The sequence below is a fragment of the Exiguobacterium sp. s89 genome (genome assembly GCF_018617735.1).
GTDB classification, from domain to species: domain Bacteria; phylum Bacillota; class Bacilli; order Exiguobacteriales; family Exiguobacteriaceae; genus Exiguobacterium; species Exiguobacterium marinum.
This window is the reverse complement of sequence record NZ_JACSKS010000002.1, coordinates 359,073-377,087: the sequence shown is the minus strand read 5'-3', so window position 1 is coordinate 377,087 and position 18,015 is coordinate 359,073. Positions and strand designations below refer to the sequence as shown.

At 49.8% G+C, this 18,015-nt stretch carries 19 protein-coding genes; 5 read left to right on the top strand and 14 right to left on the bottom strand.

The features are described from left to right. Window positions 1-32: 32 nt before the first annotated feature. On the bottom strand, window positions 33-593 hold the full coding sequence (locus KNO96_RS07895; protein ID WP_026825235.1) for an AAA family ATPase: 561 nt from the start codon (window positions 591-593) through the stop codon (window positions 33-35). Window positions 594-726: 133 nt separating this feature from the next. Here KNO96_RS07895 and KNO96_RS07890 point away from each other — a divergent pair, with 133 nt between their 5' ends. Next, window positions 727-1,884, top strand: coding sequence for a S1 family serine peptidase (locus tag KNO96_RS07890; RefSeq protein ID WP_214703266.1), 1,158 nt, complete (start codon window positions 727-729; stop codon window positions 1,882-1,884). Between the two features lie 11 nt (window positions 1,885-1,895). On the opposite strand, the gene KNO96_RS07885 is transcribed toward KNO96_RS07890, so the two are convergent. Then, entirely contained in the window at window positions 1,896-2,060 is a 165-nt protein-coding gene (locus KNO96_RS07885; protein ID WP_026825234.1) for a hypothetical protein, read from the bottom strand. 19 nt (window positions 2,061-2,079) lie between these two features. Then, complete coding sequence (locus KNO96_RS07880) at window positions 2,080-2,304, bottom strand: hypothetical protein (RefSeq protein ID WP_026825233.1); 225 nt, start codon at window positions 2,302-2,304, stop codon at window positions 2,080-2,082. A 117-nt stretch (window positions 2,305-2,421) separates the two neighbouring features. Here KNO96_RS07880 and KNO96_RS07875 point away from each other — a divergent pair, with 117 nt between their 5' ends. After that, window positions 2,422-3,297 (top strand): hypothetical protein, encoded by an 876-nt coding sequence (locus tag KNO96_RS07875; RefSeq protein ID WP_214699900.1) that lies wholly within the window; start codon window positions 2,422-2,424, stop codon window positions 3,295-3,297. 34 nt (window positions 3,298-3,331) lie between these two features. Here the strand turns inward: KNO96_RS07875 and KNO96_RS07870 are convergent, their stop codons facing one another. From KNO96_RS07870 to KNO96_RS07835, 8 genes are all read right to left on the bottom strand, one after another. After that, window positions 3,332-4,081 (bottom strand): SDR family NAD(P)-dependent oxidoreductase, encoded by a 750-nt coding sequence (locus KNO96_RS07870; protein ID WP_214703265.1) that lies wholly within the window; start codon window positions 4,079-4,081, stop codon window positions 3,332-3,334. 367 nt (window positions 4,082-4,448) lie between these two features. Next, window positions 4,449-6,071, bottom strand: a complete 1,623-nt coding sequence (locus KNO96_RS07865; protein ID WP_251125104.1) for a methyl-accepting chemotaxis protein — start codon at window positions 6,069-6,071, stop codon at window positions 4,449-4,451. 289 nt (window positions 6,072-6,360) lie between these two features. Beyond that, window positions 6,361-8,205, bottom strand: coding sequence for a methyl-accepting chemotaxis protein (locus tag KNO96_RS07860; RefSeq protein WP_214703264.1), 1,845 nt, complete (start codon window positions 8,203-8,205; stop codon window positions 6,361-6,363). 122 nt (window positions 8,206-8,327) lie between these two features. Further along, window positions 8,328-11,060: a WD40 repeat domain-containing protein gene (locus tag KNO96_RS07855; protein WP_214703263.1), complete on the bottom strand. Its 2,733-nt coding sequence runs from the start codon at window positions 11,058-11,060 to the stop codon at window positions 8,328-8,330. Between the two features lie 126 nt (window positions 11,061-11,186). Continuing rightward, window positions 11,187-11,399 carry a DUF2922 family protein gene (locus KNO96_RS07850; RefSeq protein WP_214703262.1) on the bottom strand — a complete coding sequence of 71 codons (213 nt, stop codon included), beginning with the start codon at window positions 11,397-11,399 and terminating at the stop codon, window positions 11,187-11,189. A 27-nt stretch (window positions 11,400-11,426) separates the two neighbouring features. Further along, window positions 11,427-11,639, bottom strand: a complete 213-nt coding sequence (locus KNO96_RS07845) for a hypothetical protein (RefSeq protein WP_026825227.1) — start codon at window positions 11,637-11,639, stop codon at window positions 11,427-11,429. 26 nt (window positions 11,640-11,665) lie between these two features. After that, window positions 11,666-11,806 carry a YvrJ family protein gene (locus KNO96_RS07840; RefSeq protein WP_084483574.1) on the bottom strand — a complete coding sequence of 47 codons (141 nt, stop codon included), beginning with the start codon at window positions 11,804-11,806 and terminating at the stop codon, window positions 11,666-11,668. A 68-nt stretch (window positions 11,807-11,874) separates the two neighbouring features. Further along, window positions 11,875-12,084, bottom strand: a complete 210-nt coding sequence (locus KNO96_RS07835; protein ID WP_214703261.1) for a hypothetical protein — start codon at window positions 12,082-12,084, stop codon at window positions 11,875-11,877. Window positions 12,085-12,403: 319 nt separating this feature from the next. On the opposite strand from KNO96_RS07835, the gene KNO96_RS07830 reads away from it, so the two are divergent. Then, on the top strand, window positions 12,404-12,847 hold the full coding sequence (locus tag KNO96_RS07830; RefSeq protein WP_214703260.1) for a MerR family transcriptional regulator: 444 nt from the start codon (window positions 12,404-12,406) through the stop codon (window positions 12,845-12,847). Between the two features lie 48 nt (window positions 12,848-12,895). Here KNO96_RS07830 and KNO96_RS07825 read toward each other — a convergent pair whose 3' ends face one another. The 3 genes from KNO96_RS07825 to KNO96_RS07815 are packed head-to-tail and all read right to left on the bottom strand — an operon-like array spanning window position 12,896 to window position 15,830. Continuing rightward, a complete protein-coding gene (locus KNO96_RS07825; RefSeq protein WP_214703259.1) occupies window positions 12,896-13,237 on the bottom strand; it encodes a YxeA family protein in 342 nt (113 codons plus the stop codon). A 12-nt stretch (window positions 13,238-13,249) separates the two neighbouring features. After that, entirely contained in the window at window positions 13,250-15,082 is a 1,833-nt protein-coding gene (locus tag KNO96_RS07820) for an ABC transporter permease (protein ID WP_214703258.1), read from the bottom strand. Further along, window positions 15,069-15,830, bottom strand: a complete 762-nt coding sequence (locus tag KNO96_RS07815; protein WP_026825222.1) for an ABC transporter ATP-binding protein — start codon at window positions 15,828-15,830, stop codon at window positions 15,069-15,071. The genes KNO96_RS07820 and KNO96_RS07815 overlap by 14 nt, the downstream gene beginning before the upstream one ends. A 106-nt stretch (window positions 15,831-15,936) precedes the next feature. Here KNO96_RS07815 and KNO96_RS07810 point away from each other — a divergent pair, with 106 nt between their 5' ends. Together KNO96_RS07810 and KNO96_RS07805 are read left to right on the top strand one after the other, a co-directional pair. Further along, the gene (locus tag KNO96_RS07810) at window positions 15,937-16,623 is read left to right on the top strand and encodes a response regulator transcription factor (protein WP_214703257.1); all 687 of its coding nucleotides are present in this window, start codon (window positions 15,937-15,939) and stop codon (window positions 16,621-16,623) included. Between the two features lie 12 nt (window positions 16,624-16,635). Then, a complete protein-coding gene (locus tag KNO96_RS07805; protein ID WP_353047588.1) occupies window positions 16,636-18,009 on the top strand; it encodes a sensor histidine kinase in 1,374 nt (457 codons plus the stop codon). Window positions 18,010-18,015 lie beyond the last annotated feature (6 nt).

Genomic DNA, 18,015 nt, shown 5'->3' with positions numbered 1-18,015 from the left:
AAAGCGAGTTCCCATGTGAGGGACTCGCTTTTTCATAGGTAAAATGCCTGTTGAATCTGTGTCGCCGTCTCTTCTGGACTTAAGTTCGTGTTATCGATACGGAGATAATGCTCGACGTCTAATTCCCCTGGACGTGAGTTCAACCGATACATCGTCGCCGTCTGTTTCAGTTCCGCTTCGGACCAGGCAATATCGCGCTTCGATGGTTTATGCGTGAGGCGGTTCTCCGTCGTATTGCGCGCGAGGCGTTCCTCTATCTCGGCCTCGAGCTCGACGTAGTAAATGTCCGCCCCGTGTGACTCGAACAAGTCCGTCACCTTCTTCACGTAATCCCAGTCCTCCTGCATATCGAACGCCCAGACGAACGTGAAAATCATGCCGGGTAAATCACTCTTGGCGACCGCCTCGAACAGTTCTTGGCGAAAGTGTTGGACGAGTCGCTTCCCTTCAGGCGTCCCGTAATTGAAGAACGGCCCGACGAGGTCGATCGTCATATGGTTATGGAATAATTTCAGTCCGGTTTTATCAGCGAGCGCCTGCCCGACCGTCATCTTGCCGACGGCTTGCGGACCGAATAAGATGATGAATTTCAATGGATTTCCCCCTATACCTTTTGATGATTCTATCATGAACGTTCGATCGTGGTACCCTCCAAAATTTTTGTTTACCTCTTTCCAAATGAAGGAATAAGCATAGCATCGAACTTTTTAGAAAGAAGGTGCCCCTGTGACTTGTCCCCACTGCGGAAAGAAGACACGATCGAAAACGGTCTGTCCGACGTGTGGCCGTCGCTCACGTCGCACGATTTGGTTATTTGCCACCCCATTCGCTATCGCACTCATTGCTTTTGTCACCTACATCGGACACGCCTATTTCACAGATATATTACATTCGACTGACTCGCTCGCAGACCAAGTCGACTTACGAATCGGCGAAGATACCGTTTCCGCTGATGAAGCGACACCCGTCGACTTCGATACGTTGCGAGAGAGCCTTTTCACCGTCAGTTACGGGACGGGATTTTTGGTGAGCTCACGCGATGTCGTCACGGCTGCCTCGAACGTGGCCGGTTTGACGAACATCATCATGTATCATGACGGAGTGGCCGTCTCCGGCACCGTCGTCGGTCGCACGAATCTGATTGCCGTCGTTCGCATCGAAGAGACCGAACATACACCATTCTTATTCACGCAAGCCATCGCCGCGGAGGACGAGACGCTGACGACGCTGACGATGAAAGAACGAATCAACGGCACAGTCACTTTTGCTGAGAACGGCTATATCCGGAACTTTGATTTGCCACGCCATGGGTATGGTAGTCCGCTCCTTTCGGCATCCGGGCGAATCGTTGCCATCCATTTACGTGGAATCGCCTTGCCGACCGCATTATTTGAACGGGACGTTCGAACATTCATTGAAAAAGATGCGCCGGCTCCACCACCGGTCGAACTTGCACCGGTTGAGCCCGTCACGCCTGACTTGACCGACGAACCTGTCTATATTCCACAAACGCCAAGCGTTCCAGAGACTTCACCCGAATCACCGCCTATCACTGAACCGGAAGTCCCGGTTGAGGAAGAAGTCGAAGAAGAGGTCGTGGAAGAAATGGAACCGACGACACCTAAAGTGACGCCGGAAGAACCTGCGGAACCACCGAGTGAACCAGAGGAACCGACGGATCCACCAGAAACGGAAGAGCCGATCGAAGACGATCCTCCTGTAACGGAACCAGAGGATCCGGCCGAACCGGAAGAACCGACGGAACCGGAAGAACCGACGACGCTCGAACCAGACGGGGATGAGGGCTCCATCGTCGAAGACGATCCGGACACTGAAGAACAAACGAATGAAGAAGAAAATGACACAAGCACCCCATCTGAATGATGGAGTGCTTGTTATTCGTCGCGTGTGAAACGTCGTTGGAGATTGCCGAGCACCGCACCGAGTCCGAGAAGCAGAATCGACAGTGCCCAAAACGGGAGCGCATCTTGCAACAACCACACGACGAGAGCACTGAAGCCGATGACGGCTCCGAGCCACAAAAAATTCCGTTGTCCCATGTCGTTCACCTCGTCCCCATCATAACACATCGACCCGACGCGCCGTCGCTTGCGGTGGCAAGGAACGCGTCATTTGCTCATCATGCTCGACTCTTACAGATTGACCGACGAGAAACGGTTTCTCTTCAGAAAAGTGTTCCTCCAGATGAAACACGATCCCGTCAAACGGATCTGCCTCTCGAGTCGGAGTGACCCTGATTTTCCCATCCATCACCTCTGCGATATACCCTGTGAACGTCGCCATGTCATCCCCTCCTTCCCGGCTATACTTTTCATTTCCCGTTTTTGCAAAAGATGCTACTCCCTCGTTTCGAGAACAAGTATAATAGAGCGACACCAGTACTTGTGAGGAGGACACCGTATGACACAAACCATCGATATACACACCCCAGAGTTCCAACGCACGTTCCTTGAGATGATGCTCCTCGCAGAATTGACTGACGAGTATAACGTTGCAGCAATCGATGCATTAGCGACACGTGGCGAAACCGCCTTTCCGAATGATCCATTCTTTCCTGCTATGCGCGCGTATCCACATATCCGTGATGGTAACATCGCAAAAGCCAAACAATGGCTCGATACAGCAAGCGAACTTGGTGATCATTATATCCTTCACATGCTGAACGGCATCGTCAGTGAAGATACGGGATTCACGTTCGAGGCAGAACAACATTTCATTCGTGGTGTCGAGCTCTATCCGGACGTACCGATCATGCACCGTGCTATCGCGATTCATTACTTTGACCGAAAATTCTACGGAGAAGCCGGGCTGCACGTCATGCATTATGTCCGACTTGCCGGATTAGGTCCTGATACGGTACCCATGCTTCTCGAATTTTTCCAAGTATACGATGATATCCCCCTCGACATGGTCGATGAACTCATGAAAACGGCGAGTGGCTATTTGAACGCCAACCCACATAATCCACACGCCCATTCTTTATATGCCGCCATCTGTAGCCAGCGCTTTGCTGCCCTCTCAGCCGAGCTCGCCGACGAAGACCCGCTCACTGAAGAGATGATTTGGATGCTACTCGAAGTCGAGAACCACGGGATGTGGAGTGCGACCTATGACAAAAGTGAGGGACATATGTTCCGTCATATGTTCGCAGAATACGTCAACAACGTCGTCCTTCCGAATACGTCACAACTCTATGTATGGCGCCTCCGGATGCGGTACTGGACACGTCGCCTGACCCACCGCTTCACAGGTGGTTACTCTGTACCGACGTCATAAAAAACATCACGCCAGCACGGCGTGATGTTTTTGTTTATCCGGCATACGGTTTAATCGGTCCGCGTAGGCTGAACGAATAATCCTCGGGGTCGACAATCCCAACGACTTCGTCCCCTTCAAGCAAGTCATATAAGAACTCTGCCATCTCGCGCGCCGTGTGATACTTCGCGACGTTCTCGCTGTAGTCGAATCCTTCCGTATCGCGTGCCCGGTCGGCGAAACTCGTCTCCGTTGCAGCCGGTGCGAGCACTTTTGCTCGAAGTTTGGCACCATTCTGCTTCAATTCCTGTGCGAGTCCTTCCGTATACGCACTGACGAAGAACTTCGTCGCACAATACGTGACCGAGTTCGGGACAATGCGATATCCCCCGACAGACGACACGTTCAACAGTTGCGCCCCTTCGACGTCGTGATAGTCACGGACGTATAGACTCGATAAGACGGTGAGCGCCTCGATGTTCAAACGAATCATGTTTTCAATCTTACCTAAATCCACCTCTTTGATTTGTCCGGCATCCCCAAACCCAGCGTTGTTAATCCACGTCTCGATATCGAGGTCCGCGAGCGACTCATATAGTCCGTACACGTTCTCGCTGTAAGACAGATCGGTCGATTTGATGATGACATCGCAATCAGGCGAGATGGATTTGATCTCATCACGTAGCGATTCGAGCTCTTCTTTTCGTCTTGCGACGAGCACGAGCGACTTCCCTTTTTCGGCTAGTAGTTTCGCTGCTTCATACCCGATTCCTGAACTGGCTCCTGTAATGACCGTATACTTCATATGATCCACTCCTTTTTATCGTTTACCTTGTTGTTCATTCCCCACTTTCTGGATGGCGAATCGTTTCGATGTGAACAAAAAGGTCCTGACTCCGAAGAGACAGGACTTTAGTGGAACGCCTTATTTCTTGATACAGTACCTTTCGATTTGAATTGCGAGCTGCGAAATTTCAATTGATTCTGTCGCTGTTCGAACACAAAACAGAATGACTTCCGTCTCATCTAATCGCAATTTATATCCTTTTCGATTCAAAAATAACTGTAAAGCAGCATATGCCGTTCGTTTATTCACTATCAAAAAACGGTGGTTTTTTGATTATGATAAGTCTGTTAGAACATTTGAGTCATTACCTCCATGTTGCAACCATTTAAGTCGTGAACCGCCCAATCAACGTCTGCAGGTCACTCGTCATATTACCGAGCGACTCGGCGACACCGTTCAACTCTTGAATCATCGCAAGTTGAGAGTCAGCTGTCTCACCGACAGAGCGCATCGTCTTCGCCATCCCTTCGCTGTCTTGTGACATTTGAAGAGAAGATGTTGCGACTTGTCTCGTTGTCTCCGCAATTTCATGCGAGGCGATACGAATGTGTGACGTATTGTCGACCGACGTCTCGAGCTGCCTGACGATCTGTTCGAACGCACGTGTCGCCCGTTCGAGCAACAACGTGTTCGTCTCGACGCGTTTCGCACTGACGACGTGTTGGTCGAGGACGGCATTCGATTGTGCTTGAATCGACTCGATCAACCCGGCGATTTGTGTCGCCGACTGTTTCGACTGCTCGGCAAGTTTACGTACTTCTTCTGCGACGACGGCGAAGCCTTTCCCTTGTTCGCCGGCACGTGCCGCTTCGATGGCCGCATTCAATGCCAATAAGTTCGTCTGGTCCGTGATTGATTGGATGACCTCGGTAATAAGGGCGATCTCATCGGACTGTTGCTTCAGTTCCGAAATCGATTCTCCTGTCAGACGTGTCTCCCGTTCCAGTGCGAGCACTTCGTCTTTCGCCTGGGTCATCGCCGCGCCCCCTTCTTCGGCTAGCTTCAAACTCTGTGATACGTCATCGTCAATCGAGCCGATTGAACCGGCAATCCGACCAATCCCTTCATCTGCAGCAGCTACAGCTTGAGACGTTCCTGTCGCTTCTTTAGCTTGCGCGACCGTGTCTTCCACGACACGATCGATGAGACGTGTCGTCTCCTCTGTCTGCGAGGCCATCTCTTCCGTGCTCGCGTACAGTTCTTCCGACTGCGCTGTGATTTCTTGTGCGTTTTGTGTGACTCGTTCAATGAGTTCGCGCAAGTTGCCTTTCATGCGATTGAAGCCGGTCATCAATTGCCCGACTTCGTCTTGCGTGTAAACGATTAAATCATTTCCTGTCAAATCTCCCTGGGCCACAATGTCCACTTGTTTCGCTAACTGACGAAGCGGTCGCGTCACCATGACGTACAATCCATATCCGGCTAGTGTCGTCATGACAAATATAACGATTGCTATGATTGCCGCGTAATACAGCGCTTTGTCACTATACTGTTCAAGTTCGTCCTTTTTCGTCAGCATGTCAGCCGCTATACTCTCTTGAATCATTTCACCTTGCTCAGTGATGAAAACAGTAACATCCGGCATTTCTTCAAGTCCGAGACGATCCACCTCTCTTTCGTTCCCGGCATCGATCGCCGCTACGAGTTCTTCTGATAGTTCGTCGTAGTTAAGAGCAAACTCAAGAAGTTTTTCAAAGGATTCTTTTTCTTCTTTTGAGTTTGCCAACGTAATCAACTCACGTAATGCCGCTTCTTTTCCAGTCGAGCCCAATCGTTCTTTGTCTAAATGAGACGAATCCTGATTTAACATGTACCCTCTCAACCCGTAAGCTTGACGTGTCATTCCGAGTGATAGTGCGTCAGCCGCTTTCATTCGCATAACATCTTTTGCAATCATTTCTTCGTATCGGCTTGTTGCATTGTGAAGTGACGACAAATTGTATAACATTCCGAAAGCCACTAAAACTAAAACCATTCCAACAGCGCCCAACAACTTTTGGGTTAACGTCAATTTTTTTGCAATTTTTTTCACTACTTTAGAGGAACACGTCCTCTTCACCTCTTTTTCTCTCTATGATGATGTGTTGCTCTTTTTTTATCGGACGAGACCGCCTAATTTGTACCAACAATTTGAAATCATCTAACACATTGACCCCTTATTAAAAAATCCGAACTGTAAATGTTTCAAAAAATTCATAAAAAAAAGAACCAGACATCTGCCTGGTTCTGAGACTTGCTTATAGCTTGAATTGTGCCACACGATTCGATAGTTCTGTCGCGCGTTTCTCAGTTTCATTCATCTTCGTTTGCACATCATTGAAGCGCTCAACCGATAGTTGAACTTTCTCCGAGATGGACTGTGTACCGTCCGCACCTTCTGTCACGGTCGTTGCCACTTCCTGTATCACACCGAGAATGTTGTCCGTCATGTGACGAAGTTGAAGGGCATTGCCTTCAAACGTCTTCGCCGTCTCACCGAATACCGTCGCGTCCTGTTCATATTGCGTCGCAGCATCTTCGAGACGATCGTAGTCTGCCATGACTTTCGTGTTCAAGAAGGTCAACATGTCCTCCGAACTCGTATTGAGTCGTTCGACCGAATCGATGACGGTGTTCGATACGTCACGAATCTCGTTGACCGTCTGACGTGAGTTCTCCGCAAGTTTACGAATTTCCGATGCGACGACCGCAAATCCGCGTCCGGCATCCCCTGCCCGTGCCGCTTCAATCGACGCGTTCAGTGCGAGTAAGTTCGTCTGGTCGGCGATTGTAAGAATGGCCGTCGTCAAGACGCGAATCTCTTCGACCGATTGGGCCCCTTTAATAGCTTCCGCGAGCTCGACTTGTTTCTTCTCAATGATGGTCACAGCCTCTGTCTTCGAGACGACGGCTTGTTCCCGCATCTCGTGCGCCCGTGTCTCGACACGGTTCGCCGTATCGGCACTCTCATTCGATAAGTCGACGATGGAGTCAATCGAACTGCCCATCTCTGTCGTCGAAGCACTCATTTCTTGAGAAGAGGCCGCCGTCTCTTCCATGCCTGCCGTCAATTCTTCGACCGTTCCAGACGTCTCTTCCATATAGTGACTGAGTTGTGTCACTTCGGCGGATACGTCTTTAGAAGACGAGAGAACGACTTTCGCCGTCTCATCGACATCGATCATGATTTCACGAAGTGTCGCGAGGAATGTGTTGAATGAACGACTGACTTGCGCGATTTCATCGTTTGACGTGACGGGAATCGTCATCGTCAAATCGCCACCTTGTGTCGCGAGTTCATCAAAGCGTGTCTGCAACGTTTGCATCGGTCGAATGATTGAACGTAACAAACTGAACCCTAGGAACAAGAGAATCGCCATTGCACCGGCCGTCACGGCAATCAACGCCATAAGGGACTGCATGAATTCTCGTTCCATGTTTTGACCGACACGTTGTGACCCTTCTGAGTTGTAGTCGACAAGATTGGCTAATTTTTGTGTGAAGTTATCATATGTCGATTGTGATTGAGCATCATAATATGAACGTGCCATCCCCGTGTTGCCTGTCGAACTGAATGTCAACATGTTGTCGGAGACGCGCTGATACATCTCCCATTGACGCGAGAAGTTATTAAACAGCTCTTTGTCCTCTGCGTTTACAGCACGTCCTTCATACTTCGGTGCAATTGTATTGATTTCATCACGAATCTCTTTCATCTGCGTCATGAGTTCTTCTTTCATCGTCGCATCATCTGAGACGATATGGTCGAGCTCGAGCGTACGATAGTTTGCGGCGAGCGTATTAAGTTCGTGAGCGTAATCGAGCCCTTTATTCCAGTTGTTGACGATGTCGTCCGCTTGACGGTTCGCGTCACTCATTGAAAATAGCGCGTATCCGCCGACGCCAATGACCATGACGAGTGAGATGAGGACGAGTCCCCATAACTTTTGACGAATCGTCAAATTCTTTCCAATGTTCGGTCCGAAAGATGTCGTGCGTTCACGCTTCTCTCTACGCTTCCATTTGAGTGTCGGTTTCCACGTCCATGTCGGTTTTCGTTTGATCCGGCTGAGTGCCTTAGACCATGTTGATTTCCATGCCATCTATGTATTCCCCTCTCAATCATGCAGTATTTTCTATACTATCGACAATTTTCAGAAAATAATGAAGGGGATTGACCAAACTTAAAAAAGGTGACTCAAACTGCAAGAGTCACCTTCCTCGATTAATAGACTGATTTAGTCGTTTGATTCGTTCGGTTCGCTGGTGTCACCACTTTGAAAGTCAGTTTCGTCCCACGTCGCTGCAATCCGATATAGACGTTTGTCGTCGTGGAGCCGATTGATTTTTTAGCGATGATTTTACCTCCCTTGTAAACATACACCGTGCCATAAGGGACGTTCGTACGCACTGCTACCGATTTTGTCGTCGATCGGATAGTCCCTGTGCTGATTGTCGGACGGATCCCCGACTTGACCACAACTGATTTCGCATCACGATGAATTCCCGACTTCGCCTCGAAATAGAGCTTCGTTCCGGCACGTGGACGGCTGAACGTAAGCGTATACGACCCACTCGCATTCGATTTCGTCGTCGCGATGACTTTCGAACCGTTCTTTAGCGTCACGGTCGCATTCGGCAACGTCTTCCCGACCCGTTTCGTCTGTTCGTCCGTCAAGGTCACCGATGGAATCGTCGCACTCGGCAGCTTATATGTGAGCGTCTTTTTCTTTGAACCGTATGCGGAATGGATGACGACCGTCGTTCCCGGTTTTGCCGGGATGTGATATCGGTTCGTCCCCACTACACGCGAATAGAATGAAGTGCCGCTTGACGTCGTGAAGTAGATATCCGTGTTTGGATCGTGTGCCAACGTGAAGGTCGCGGATGATGACGTAAGGAGAACATCCTTCACCGTCAATACTTTCGGTGTGTCACTCGTCACTTTTTTCTCAAGCGTTTTTGTGAACTCCGGAAGGAAGCTCGCAACAAGTTTGATTGTCTGGCCTTCGCGTAGCGGTTCTTTCAAGTTGATGACGTTGAGACCTTTCGTCAATCGTTTCGCCGATTCGGCTCTCCCATCACGAGAAACAGCGAGCACTGGGTCTAACTTGTCGTTGTAAACCGTGATCGTCGTGTCACCTGTTTTCGGTGATTTTGTCCACGTGAAAGAAGGGATCGGGTAGATTTCAGTCACATAGGTCATCTCATAGGGACGTTCCGTCCCTAGAATTCTGAAGAAGACCGGATAAGACAGCGGCTGGCTCCGATCAAATGTCGTCAATTGCGCCACACCGTGTTCATCTGCCTGAACTTCTTTCACTTCATATTCTGTCTTTGAGTTGATTTGGCGGACTTCCACTTTTGCGTATGGAGCCGTCTGTACGGATACCCCTTCCATTCGGGTAGCTGTCAAAATCTTTGTCGGGTCCGTGACGACCGATTGTTCAAGCACGACTTTCTGTTTGACCGATGCCTCTGTCGCTTGATGGTAATCTCGCGAGTTGGAAGCAAACAACTCAATCGTCTGCCCGCCTGTGATGATGCCTCTTGAGAGCGTGAAGCGTCCAGTTTCGTCCGCCTGGACAGAGCCCGAACATGTGCTGTACAGCTCTTTTTCACAGAAGAGGTACACGGTGGCATTCGGCGCCGTCATCCCGGTGATGTCTCCGACTGCCCCATAATTGAAGGAAGTGTCCAATTGAAGCGGAAGTTGTTTGATCGGTTTGAAGGTTCTCCAATGGTCCAGCATCGCGAAATATACTGCCGAAGTGAACGGCTGATCAAACGATGGAATCGTGTAGTCTTCTGCGAACTGTTGCGCCGACTCTACTCGTGTCATATCCGTCGGCAATTCAGCAACAGGTAGCTTATGCTCGGTCCCATCAACGGTTGTGACGGTCGCCATGAGTTGATACGCATGACTGAGCCACGTATGCCCCTCTTCCGAGTTGCCAGTAGCTTTCAACCACGTGTACATTTCTTTCGGCTTTTTCCCGAAACGTTCGATTGACAGGATCCACTGCTCGTCTTGTACGAAGTACCCATTCTCGATCAAATCGAACTGGCTATTCGTATTGCGCGTACGCAAACTCGTCTCCTTGATGCGACCTTCCGCTAAATCAATCGTGACCATCGAATCATTAAACGTCACACCATAGTAAAGCCCATCGTGATAGATGAGTGACGTGATATCATAGTGGACTTGCCTGTTCAAGTTGAGCGTTTGAATGGTTCGGGTTGCTAAATCGTAGACGTACAAATGATTCGAGCCTTTCATAAAGAGTCGATCCGTCTTCGACTCAAAGTCGATGGACAACGATTCATTCGGATACGTTGTTTTTCCTAGTTCCTCCCCCGTCTCGAGTGAGAGGTGTGTAATCGACTTGTCGGACGTGTTGAATGCAATCAATTCATCAAGGTTTGTCCCTAATATCAGACGTTGTCCCGAAATGACCGGATACGTCCTTTTGACCGCTCCTTTAAGATCCGTCAACGCCCATTCACCTTTGTACGAATCACGCCAGAGCATCACGTCTCGGCTGGCATCATATGATACAAGGTCCGCTCGATGTGGTGATTCTAAGGAGTCGATTCGAGACGTCGTCCCGTCCCGCTGGATGCGGATGAGAGGTTGATCATATTGGGGAACGGCAATCCATTCCTGTCTGTCTAGACTCGCAATCCACGAACGGACGCCTCCGTAGCTCCCCTCGTCACCGGATGAGTGCGTCGTTAAGTTCCCTGGAAAGTCGATGACGACGGTGGACTGACTGCTCGGGTCATGCAGTCGCGTCTTTCCGTCCTGATAGTTCAAATAAAATGGTGACTGCGGGATCACTTTAATTGATTGTTCAAGTTTCGTCCCGGTCTCGAATACAGAAGCGGCCCACGCCTCCTGCCTCGGCACCACAAGCAAAATCATCATCAGCATGATGGCATATAAATATCGTTTCAACTTTTTACAAACCCTTCCTTATTTTATTTATTTTTTGCTCCTTTTAATATAATTGTTAATTGTGATTTTTGAAAGCAGATTATGTAATTAAAAAAAGAAGCATCGCGATCGCGATGCTTCTCAACCTTACTTCTCACTCAATACGGTCTGCGTACCTTCAATCATCTTGATTTCCGTCCACTCCATCACATTTTTCGCGAGCGGATCGTTAGCGACCATGAAGTCGGCGAGTGCCTCCACTTTTTGAGCGTCGACCGGTTGCTCCACGTTGTTCAAGCGGAAACGTACGACTTTATGGAATGCATCTAAAAATGAGATTTCAAGTTTTGTGTCAGTCATGGGTTATTCTCCTCCTTGGGGTATGGGTTAAACTAAATCGTATTCACGGACGATGCCGAGGTCCGCGTCCTCTTGAATGACAAGGTCGATTAATAGACGACCAAACGCGTCAATCGTATCTGCCGTAAGGTCGGCACGAATCGGGCCGAACCGTTGCGCTTTTTTCGTCGGTTTTGCTGTTTCTAAGTCATGATGCGTCGTCAAGACGAACGTTGCTTTCTTCTCTGTTAAAACAGCCATGGGGGATGGCTCCTTTCAATAGGGGATTAGGTTTCTGATACGTTCGAGGTACCCATTCGCTCGAGCAGCTGGATCATGCGATCGAGCTTCGTCTCAATCCGATGAAGCAAATAGAGCGAGACGACGATAGGGAACCCGAGATTTGAGATGAGTTCAGGCCAACTCATGTGATCACCTGCTCATCATGCCGAGGATCATCGACGGGATGTGTGAGGTTGTTCATAAGTCCTCCGTGTTAATACACTAAAAATTCCTGGGCCACGACATAGTTGACGGATTCGACATCAATTAGTGCCTTAATCAGGTCACCAAACTGTTTTATCCGTGCTTCGTCCATTCGACTGCCTAGCGGTCCGTAGCGAACGAGTTGCTTTTTCTCTTTGCCGTCGACTTGTCGCCGGGTGTCCAAATACAACATTTTCGCCGCTTCTCGATATATTGCCATTTGTCTCACCTCCTTCGCCCTTATTAACCGCTTTCATCATGAAAGTGCTCATTCTATTTTTATATAGCAATGAGTGACGATAGTCCTAAATCGTCTGAATTTTTATTCATTTTTCAAATTTTGACTGCTTTGCTTGAGTTTTCATACCAATTAGGGTATCTTAATGTTCGGCAGACAACGTTCAAAAATACGTCAAAAGTCCCACGAATCATTTCCCCACTTTGAAAAAACTGTAAGTTAAAATCTTGTAAATGGGGTACGATACGTAGGAGGACATTTTTGAAATGACCAGTCAGTCTTGAAGAAGGAGACGCATACTATGAACAGCTTAGACCTCGCAAGCACCACCACTATTCCTTCCGCTCAACACGACTTCGACCAATCCGACCTGACGTTTTCAGCGACCGAATGGGATACATACCGACCGGAACAAGGAAAACCAATTTCGTATAAAGAACAACATCTGATCGTTTATCCGCTCAAAGAATTGAGTCGGGCCTTCAGTGTGGCCGGCATCCCGCGTAGCCAACAGCAGTTGATCAAATGGGAGACAGATGGCGTCTTGCCACCTACCCCGTTCACGTTCGGCCGAAAACGATTCTATACGGAAAATCAGATTCGTACCATTGTCGACGTCGCATTGGAGTGCGGATTGCGCCCACGGACACATGTAAAGAAAACAAATTTTTCTGAATTGGCGCATCATGAATTAACGTACATATTAAAGCTCGAACTAAATGCTTATGAGGCGCCTGTCGTATGAGCAGGCAAAAGCCATCCGCCATGATGCTCATGACGAATGGCTTTTTACTTACTTTTCGGTAATCGATCGCGGTACGTCCGCACGGGACACTTCCTCATACGACGTGACCGTGTCCCCGTCCTTGACGTATAAACGTAAGTAGGCCCCTTCCCGAAGCTCTTTCGTAGCCGTAAAGGTGACTTCCTTCGACTTCCCCTCTGACGAAAAGGCAGGCTGAGTGTACACGTATCGTTTCATCACCTCACCATTTTCGAGTGTCGTCTCTTCAATGTCTGTCGCCCCTTTAATTTCAACGAAAAGGGTGTCCTTCCCAATTCGATTCCAATCCACCTTCGTCAACCCGACCATCAATACAGTCGAAACAATTGCAATTCCAATCCATTTTTTCATAATTTTCTCTCCTTATCGAATCGCCGTCATGAAGCGGCGAACCGTGATGCCATAGTAGATTGCATAAATCGCAGTATAGACGCCCATCCACACGAGGACCGGTATCGTGAAATTCATGCTCAACAAGTTAGAAAACGCGATGAGCGCCACGGTCGCATGCAGAATCCCGAGCGCGAACGGGGCGAGGAAGACGACGATGATCTGTTGGCGCACCGTCCGGCGCACATCCCGATCGGATATCCCGATTTTCTGTAAAATCGCATACTTCGACCGATCATCCTCTGCCTCCGTCATCGTCTTGAAGTAGATGACGCTGCCTGTCGCGACCAGGAAGACGAGTCCAAGGAATGTCCCGACAAAGAGAAGCGCCCCGTTCATCGCCATCGTCTCGGCGTACACGTCCGGTGCACTCGAGAACGATTCGAGACCGAGTTTCGTTAGACGTTCGGACTGGTCACGCTGATCCTTGAACGACTCCGTGAGGGCGATGTGATACGTCTCGCTCGGTTCCGTCATCGTCTTGAACATGTCGTTTGCGACGACGAGGAACGACCCGCCGAACGTCATCACGTTGAGAGGCGAATCTTCAAGGCGCGTTGTCACGTCAACCGTTTGTCCTGACAGTTCTGCCGATTCGAGATCTTCCGAATAACGTTCGTCATAGAACGGGTCGACCCATACGACCTCACCCTGTTTGAACGGGGCCGGTTCTGCCACGCCGAGACCTTGAAGGAGATGGCGGTATGTCGACTCATCGATGACCCCGAGCTCACGCTCTCCGTACTGCGCTTCCGTCCGAATCGTCTTCTTTTCGACGCTTGATTCGAACGTCGCTCCATTCACCTCGACCGCATCCCCTTTCCAGGCGTACGTGTATGGTGTATACAACGACACATTTTCTTCCGCATAATAGTAGACACTGAAGATGGCACCCCCTGCCGTGATCGCAGTCGCGCTGATGATGCTGATCAGCGTGAGCGTCTTGGCGTTCCCGCGAATGCGATAGAGAAGCTGTGACGTCGTCAACAAGTTGAGCCGTTTCCACGACCAATGCTCCTTCCCTTTCAACCATGTCAAAGCGAAAATCAAGACACTATGGAAGAGAAGCGCCGATCCGATGACACTCAATCCGATGATGAGAAGCGGCATCGCGAGTCCGAGCATTTTCCAAAGGGATGACGTCATCAAATCCTGAAGGGCGAGCCAGTACGCCACTCCAATGGTGAGAATCCCCGTGAGCGCGACCCAGCCTTTCGCCGTCGGAACCCCTTCCCCACTCTTGTCCGCATGGAACAGGTCAATCAACTTGAAGCGATAGATGACCCGGTAACCTTGGAACGAAGTGAAAAGGAAAATCGCAAGAAAGACGAGGAACGTCTCGATGAATGCCGACGCCGAGAAGGCGAATCCGATGTTCAAGTCGCTGTCCATGAGACGCATCAATAGTTGGAGGAGCGCGTTCGCCCCGAAAATTCCGAGAATGATCCCGATGACTAAGGACACCGCTCCGATGACGATGTTCTCAAATAGGAGCAAGAGCCCAATCTGTTTCTTCCGGACCCCGAGTAATGAGTAGAGCCCGACCTCTCGCTTACGTCCTCTCAAAAAGAAGGCGTTCGAGTAGGCGATGAACAGGGCAACGAACAACATCAAAATGAACGTCGACGTGCTCATCAACCCGCTAATCTTCTTCGACGTCTCCGCAAGCGCACTGATCTCATGGCTATGCTTCAGTGTCGCGAACGTGAAGTAGATGACGATGGAAAAGATGGTCGTCCCAACGTAGAGTGCGTATCGCGACAGATTACGCGCGACGTTTTTCTTCGCGAGCTCAAATAGCGTCATCGACCGCACCGCCTTTCGCGAGCTCCTCGAGGATTGATTGGTAGAATGCGTCCCGCGAGGCGTTGCCGCGAATGAGTTCCTTTTTCAACCGACCGTCTTGAATATAGAGGACGCGGCGACAGAAACTTGCCGCGAAGGCGTCATGCGTCACCATCATGATTGTCGTCTCCGCCTCGTTCAAACGGGCGAGGGTGTCTAATAAATCGGTCGCCGACTTCGAGTCGAGCGCGCCGGTCGGTTCATCGGCAAAAATCAGTTTCGGGTCTGAGATGAGCGCCCGACAGACGGCCGTACGCTGTTTCTGCCCGCCTGAGATTTGGTACGGGTACTGCTCAAGGATCGCTTCGAGTCCGAACCGTTTCGCCAACCGTTCGACTTTTTCACGTGTTTCCTGGACCGGCGTCTTTGAAACGGCGAGCGGGAGCAACATGTTTTCCCGTACCGTCAACGAGTCAAGCAGGTTGTAGTCCTGAAAAATGAAGCCGAGATGATCACGCCGAAAATCGGCGAGTGCCTCCTCGTTCATCGATGCGATGTCGTCTCCTTCGACTAAAATCTCACCTGACGTCGGTGTGTCGATTGTCGCGAGGACGTTGAGTAACGTTGACTTCCCCGCTCCGGACGGTCCCATGATTCCGACGAATTCACCGTGTTCGATTGTGAACGAAACGTCATCGAGTGCCCGAAACGTCGCGTCCCCTTTCCCATATGTTTTTTGAATCGCTTTGACTTGTAATAATGTTTCCATGTTCAGCACCTCTTTCTGACTTTTACATTACGCCCCCTGTCTTAACTTGAACTCACGCGTACCTTACAAAATCCTTAAGTGTTATTCTTATAGAGAGGTGATGAAGATGAAGCAACCAAGAATTCTGATCGTAGATGATGAACAAGACTTATGTATGTTGATTCAACGCGCGCTCGAGAAGGAAGGATTTCACGAAATCCGGACCGCCCATACGTTGAAGGACGGGTTTGACGTCTTCGAGACGTTCCGTCCACACTTGGCGATTTTAGACGTCATGCTGCCGGACGGGGAAGGCTATCAGCTCTGCCAACAGATGCGGGCGCACTCTACTATCCCGATCCTCTTCCTATCTGCCAAATCGGAAGAAGTCGATAAACTGCTCGGACTCGCCATCGGTGGGGATGATTACATCACGAAGCCGTTCAGTCCAAAAGAAGTGGCCTTCCGCGTGAAAGCACAGCTGCGACGGGTGTCGATGATGGAAGCACCGATGGAAGAGACGAACGTCGGACCCTTTCAAATGAATGAAGACGAGACGGAAGTGTATGTGAACGGGGTGAGATTAGAGTTGACGGCCAAAGAAGTCGGTCTCCTCGCCTGTTTTTTACGCAACCCGAACCGAATCCTCAGCAAGGAGACGCTTTTTACCCAAGTATGGGGCGAGTCATTCTTCGGGTCGGACAATACCGTCATGGTCCACATCCGGCGTCTCCGTGAAAAAGTCGAACCGAATCCATCCGAGCCGACATACATCAAGACGGTCAAGGGACTTGGCTATCGGTTGACGGTGTAAGGAGCAGTCATGATGAAATGGAAACTGACCGGTCGTTATTTACTGTCGATTCTATTGATTGTCACACTCGTCGTCTTTTTGAACATTGCCATCTTGTTCGGTCTCCTCATCAATGATCGGACAGGACTTGACGATGTCGAAAGCAACTCAGGGGAAACATTCACTCGAAACTTCAGTACGTATCTTTCAATTGAGGACGGCGAACCTGTCGTGTCAGAATCAGGGCGGGATGCGCTCGAACAGTACGGCGCGTTTGTTCGTTTTTTAGATGAAGCCGGACGTGTCGTCAGTGACGTCGATACTCCGAGCGGACTGCCTGACGCCTATTCTCCGATTGAGTTGATTCAAATCTATAAATATATGGACGATGAGCTTCGGCTTTACTTTATCGGAGAATATGAATCGTATAGCTATCTCATCGGTGTGCCCGAAGCGAGTGAGCGTCGAACGTTATTCATGATTGATGAACAAGCGATTCTCTCGTATGTATCAAAGGCATTCCTTTGGATTCTTATCGTCGACCTGCTCGTCGCCGCCTTGATTGGCTTGTTGTTCAGCTCACGTTTGACACGTCCCGTCTACCGCTTGACCGAGCGGATTCAACAGCTGAAGCAACGCGACTTTTCGACCGCCGAACCGAAGCAATCTGGGATTTATCGTCCTGTCTTCTATGACTTGAATGCCGTCTCACAGACGCTCAAAACGTACGAACGTCAGCGCGAAGAACTCGATGAACGTCGAAAAGAATGGATGAGCAACGTGTCTCACGATTTGTTGACCCCACTCGCATCCATTCAAGGGTACGCCGAACTGCTCGACGATGATTCGCTAGACGACACCGAGCGCAGACAATACGCGCACGTGATCGAGCGTCAGGCCAAATATATGAAGGAACTGCTCGACGATTTCAATTTGACGATGCGTCTGCAGCACGGCGACTTTCCGCTTACCCTCGAAGAGACAAGACTCGAGCCGTTCGTCCGTGAACTCGTGATCGATGTGTTGAATGATCCTCGCTTCAGTGAACGTCACATCGAATTTGAGTCGACCGAGTCAGGGTCCGTGTCACTCGACCGGCACTTTATGAAGCGGGCTTTGCTCAACTTCTTGTATAACGCGTTAATTCATAACGACGAGTCCGTGCGGGTGACGGTCCACATCGAGGGTGACATCGTGACGATTGGAGATGATGGAAACGGGATTGCCGAATCCGAATTGCCTTATATCTTTGAACGCTATTACCGGGGCACGAATACGGACGATGCGCGCGGAAGCGGTCTCGGCATGGCCATCTCGCGGGACATCATCGAAGCCCACGGTGGGAAGGTCGAGGTCGATAGTGAACAAGGACGAGGCACAACGATTCGAATCACATTTACGCCATAACAAAAA

What these genes read in the sequence shown, in the direction of transcription:
- KNO96_RS07865 (WP_251125104.1), bottom strand. Translation starts at nt 6,071, where the DNA reads ATGTTATACAATTTGTCGTCACTTCACAATGCAACAAGCCGATACGAA.
- KNO96_RS07870 (WP_214703265.1), bottom strand. Translation starts at nt 4,081, where the DNA reads ATGAAGTATACGGTCATTACAGGAGCCAGTTCAGGAATCGGGTATGAA.
- KNO96_RS07835 (WP_214703261.1), bottom strand. Translation starts at nt 12,084, where the DNA reads ATGGCAATATATCGAGAAGCGGCGAAAATGTTGTATTTGGACACCCGG.
- KNO96_RS07885 (WP_026825234.1), bottom strand. Translation starts at nt 2,060, where the DNA reads ATGGGACAACGGAATTTTTTGTGGCTCGGAGCCGTCATCGGCTTCAGT.
- KNO96_RS07875 (WP_214699900.1), top strand. Translation starts at nt 2,422, where the DNA reads ATGACACAAACCATCGATATACACACCCCAGAGTTCCAACGCACGTTC.
- KNO96_RS07820 (WP_214703258.1), bottom strand. Translation starts at nt 15,082, where the DNA reads ATGACGCTATTTGAGCTCGCGAAGAAAAACGTCGCGCGTAATCTGTCG.
- KNO96_RS07860 (WP_214703264.1), bottom strand. Translation starts at nt 8,205, where the DNA reads ATGGCATGGAAATCAACATGGTCTAAGGCACTCAGCCGGATCAAACGA.
- KNO96_RS07840 (WP_084483574.1), bottom strand. Translation starts at nt 11,806, where the DNA reads ATGAGTTGGCCTGAACTCATCTCAAATCTCGGGTTCCCTATCGTCGTC.
- KNO96_RS07810 (WP_214703257.1), top strand. Translation starts at nt 15,937, where the DNA reads ATGAAGCAACCAAGAATTCTGATCGTAGATGATGAACAAGACTTATGT.
- KNO96_RS07845 (WP_026825227.1), bottom strand. Translation starts at nt 11,639, where the DNA reads ATGGCTGTTTTAACAGAGAAGAAAGCAACGTTCGTCTTGACGACGCAT.
- KNO96_RS07815 (WP_026825222.1), bottom strand. Translation starts at nt 15,830, where the DNA reads ATGGAAACATTATTACAAGTCAAAGCGATTCAAAAAACATATGGGAAA.
- KNO96_RS07850 (WP_214703262.1), bottom strand. Translation starts at nt 11,399, where the DNA reads ATGACTGACACAAAACTTGAAATCTCATTTTTAGATGCATTCCATAAA.
- KNO96_RS07880 (WP_026825233.1), bottom strand. Translation starts at nt 2,304, where the DNA reads ATGGCGACGTTCACAGGGTATATCGCAGAGGTGATGGATGGGAAAATC.
- KNO96_RS07805 (WP_353047588.1), top strand. Translation starts at nt 16,636, where the DNA reads ATGAAATGGAAACTGACCGGTCGTTATTTACTGTCGATTCTATTGATT.
- KNO96_RS07825 (WP_214703259.1), bottom strand. Translation starts at nt 13,237, where the DNA reads ATGAAAAAATGGATTGGAATTGCAATTGTTTCGACTGTATTGATGGTC.
- KNO96_RS07830 (WP_214703260.1), top strand. Translation starts at nt 12,404, where the DNA reads ATGAACAGCTTAGACCTCGCAAGCACCACCACTATTCCTTCCGCTCAA.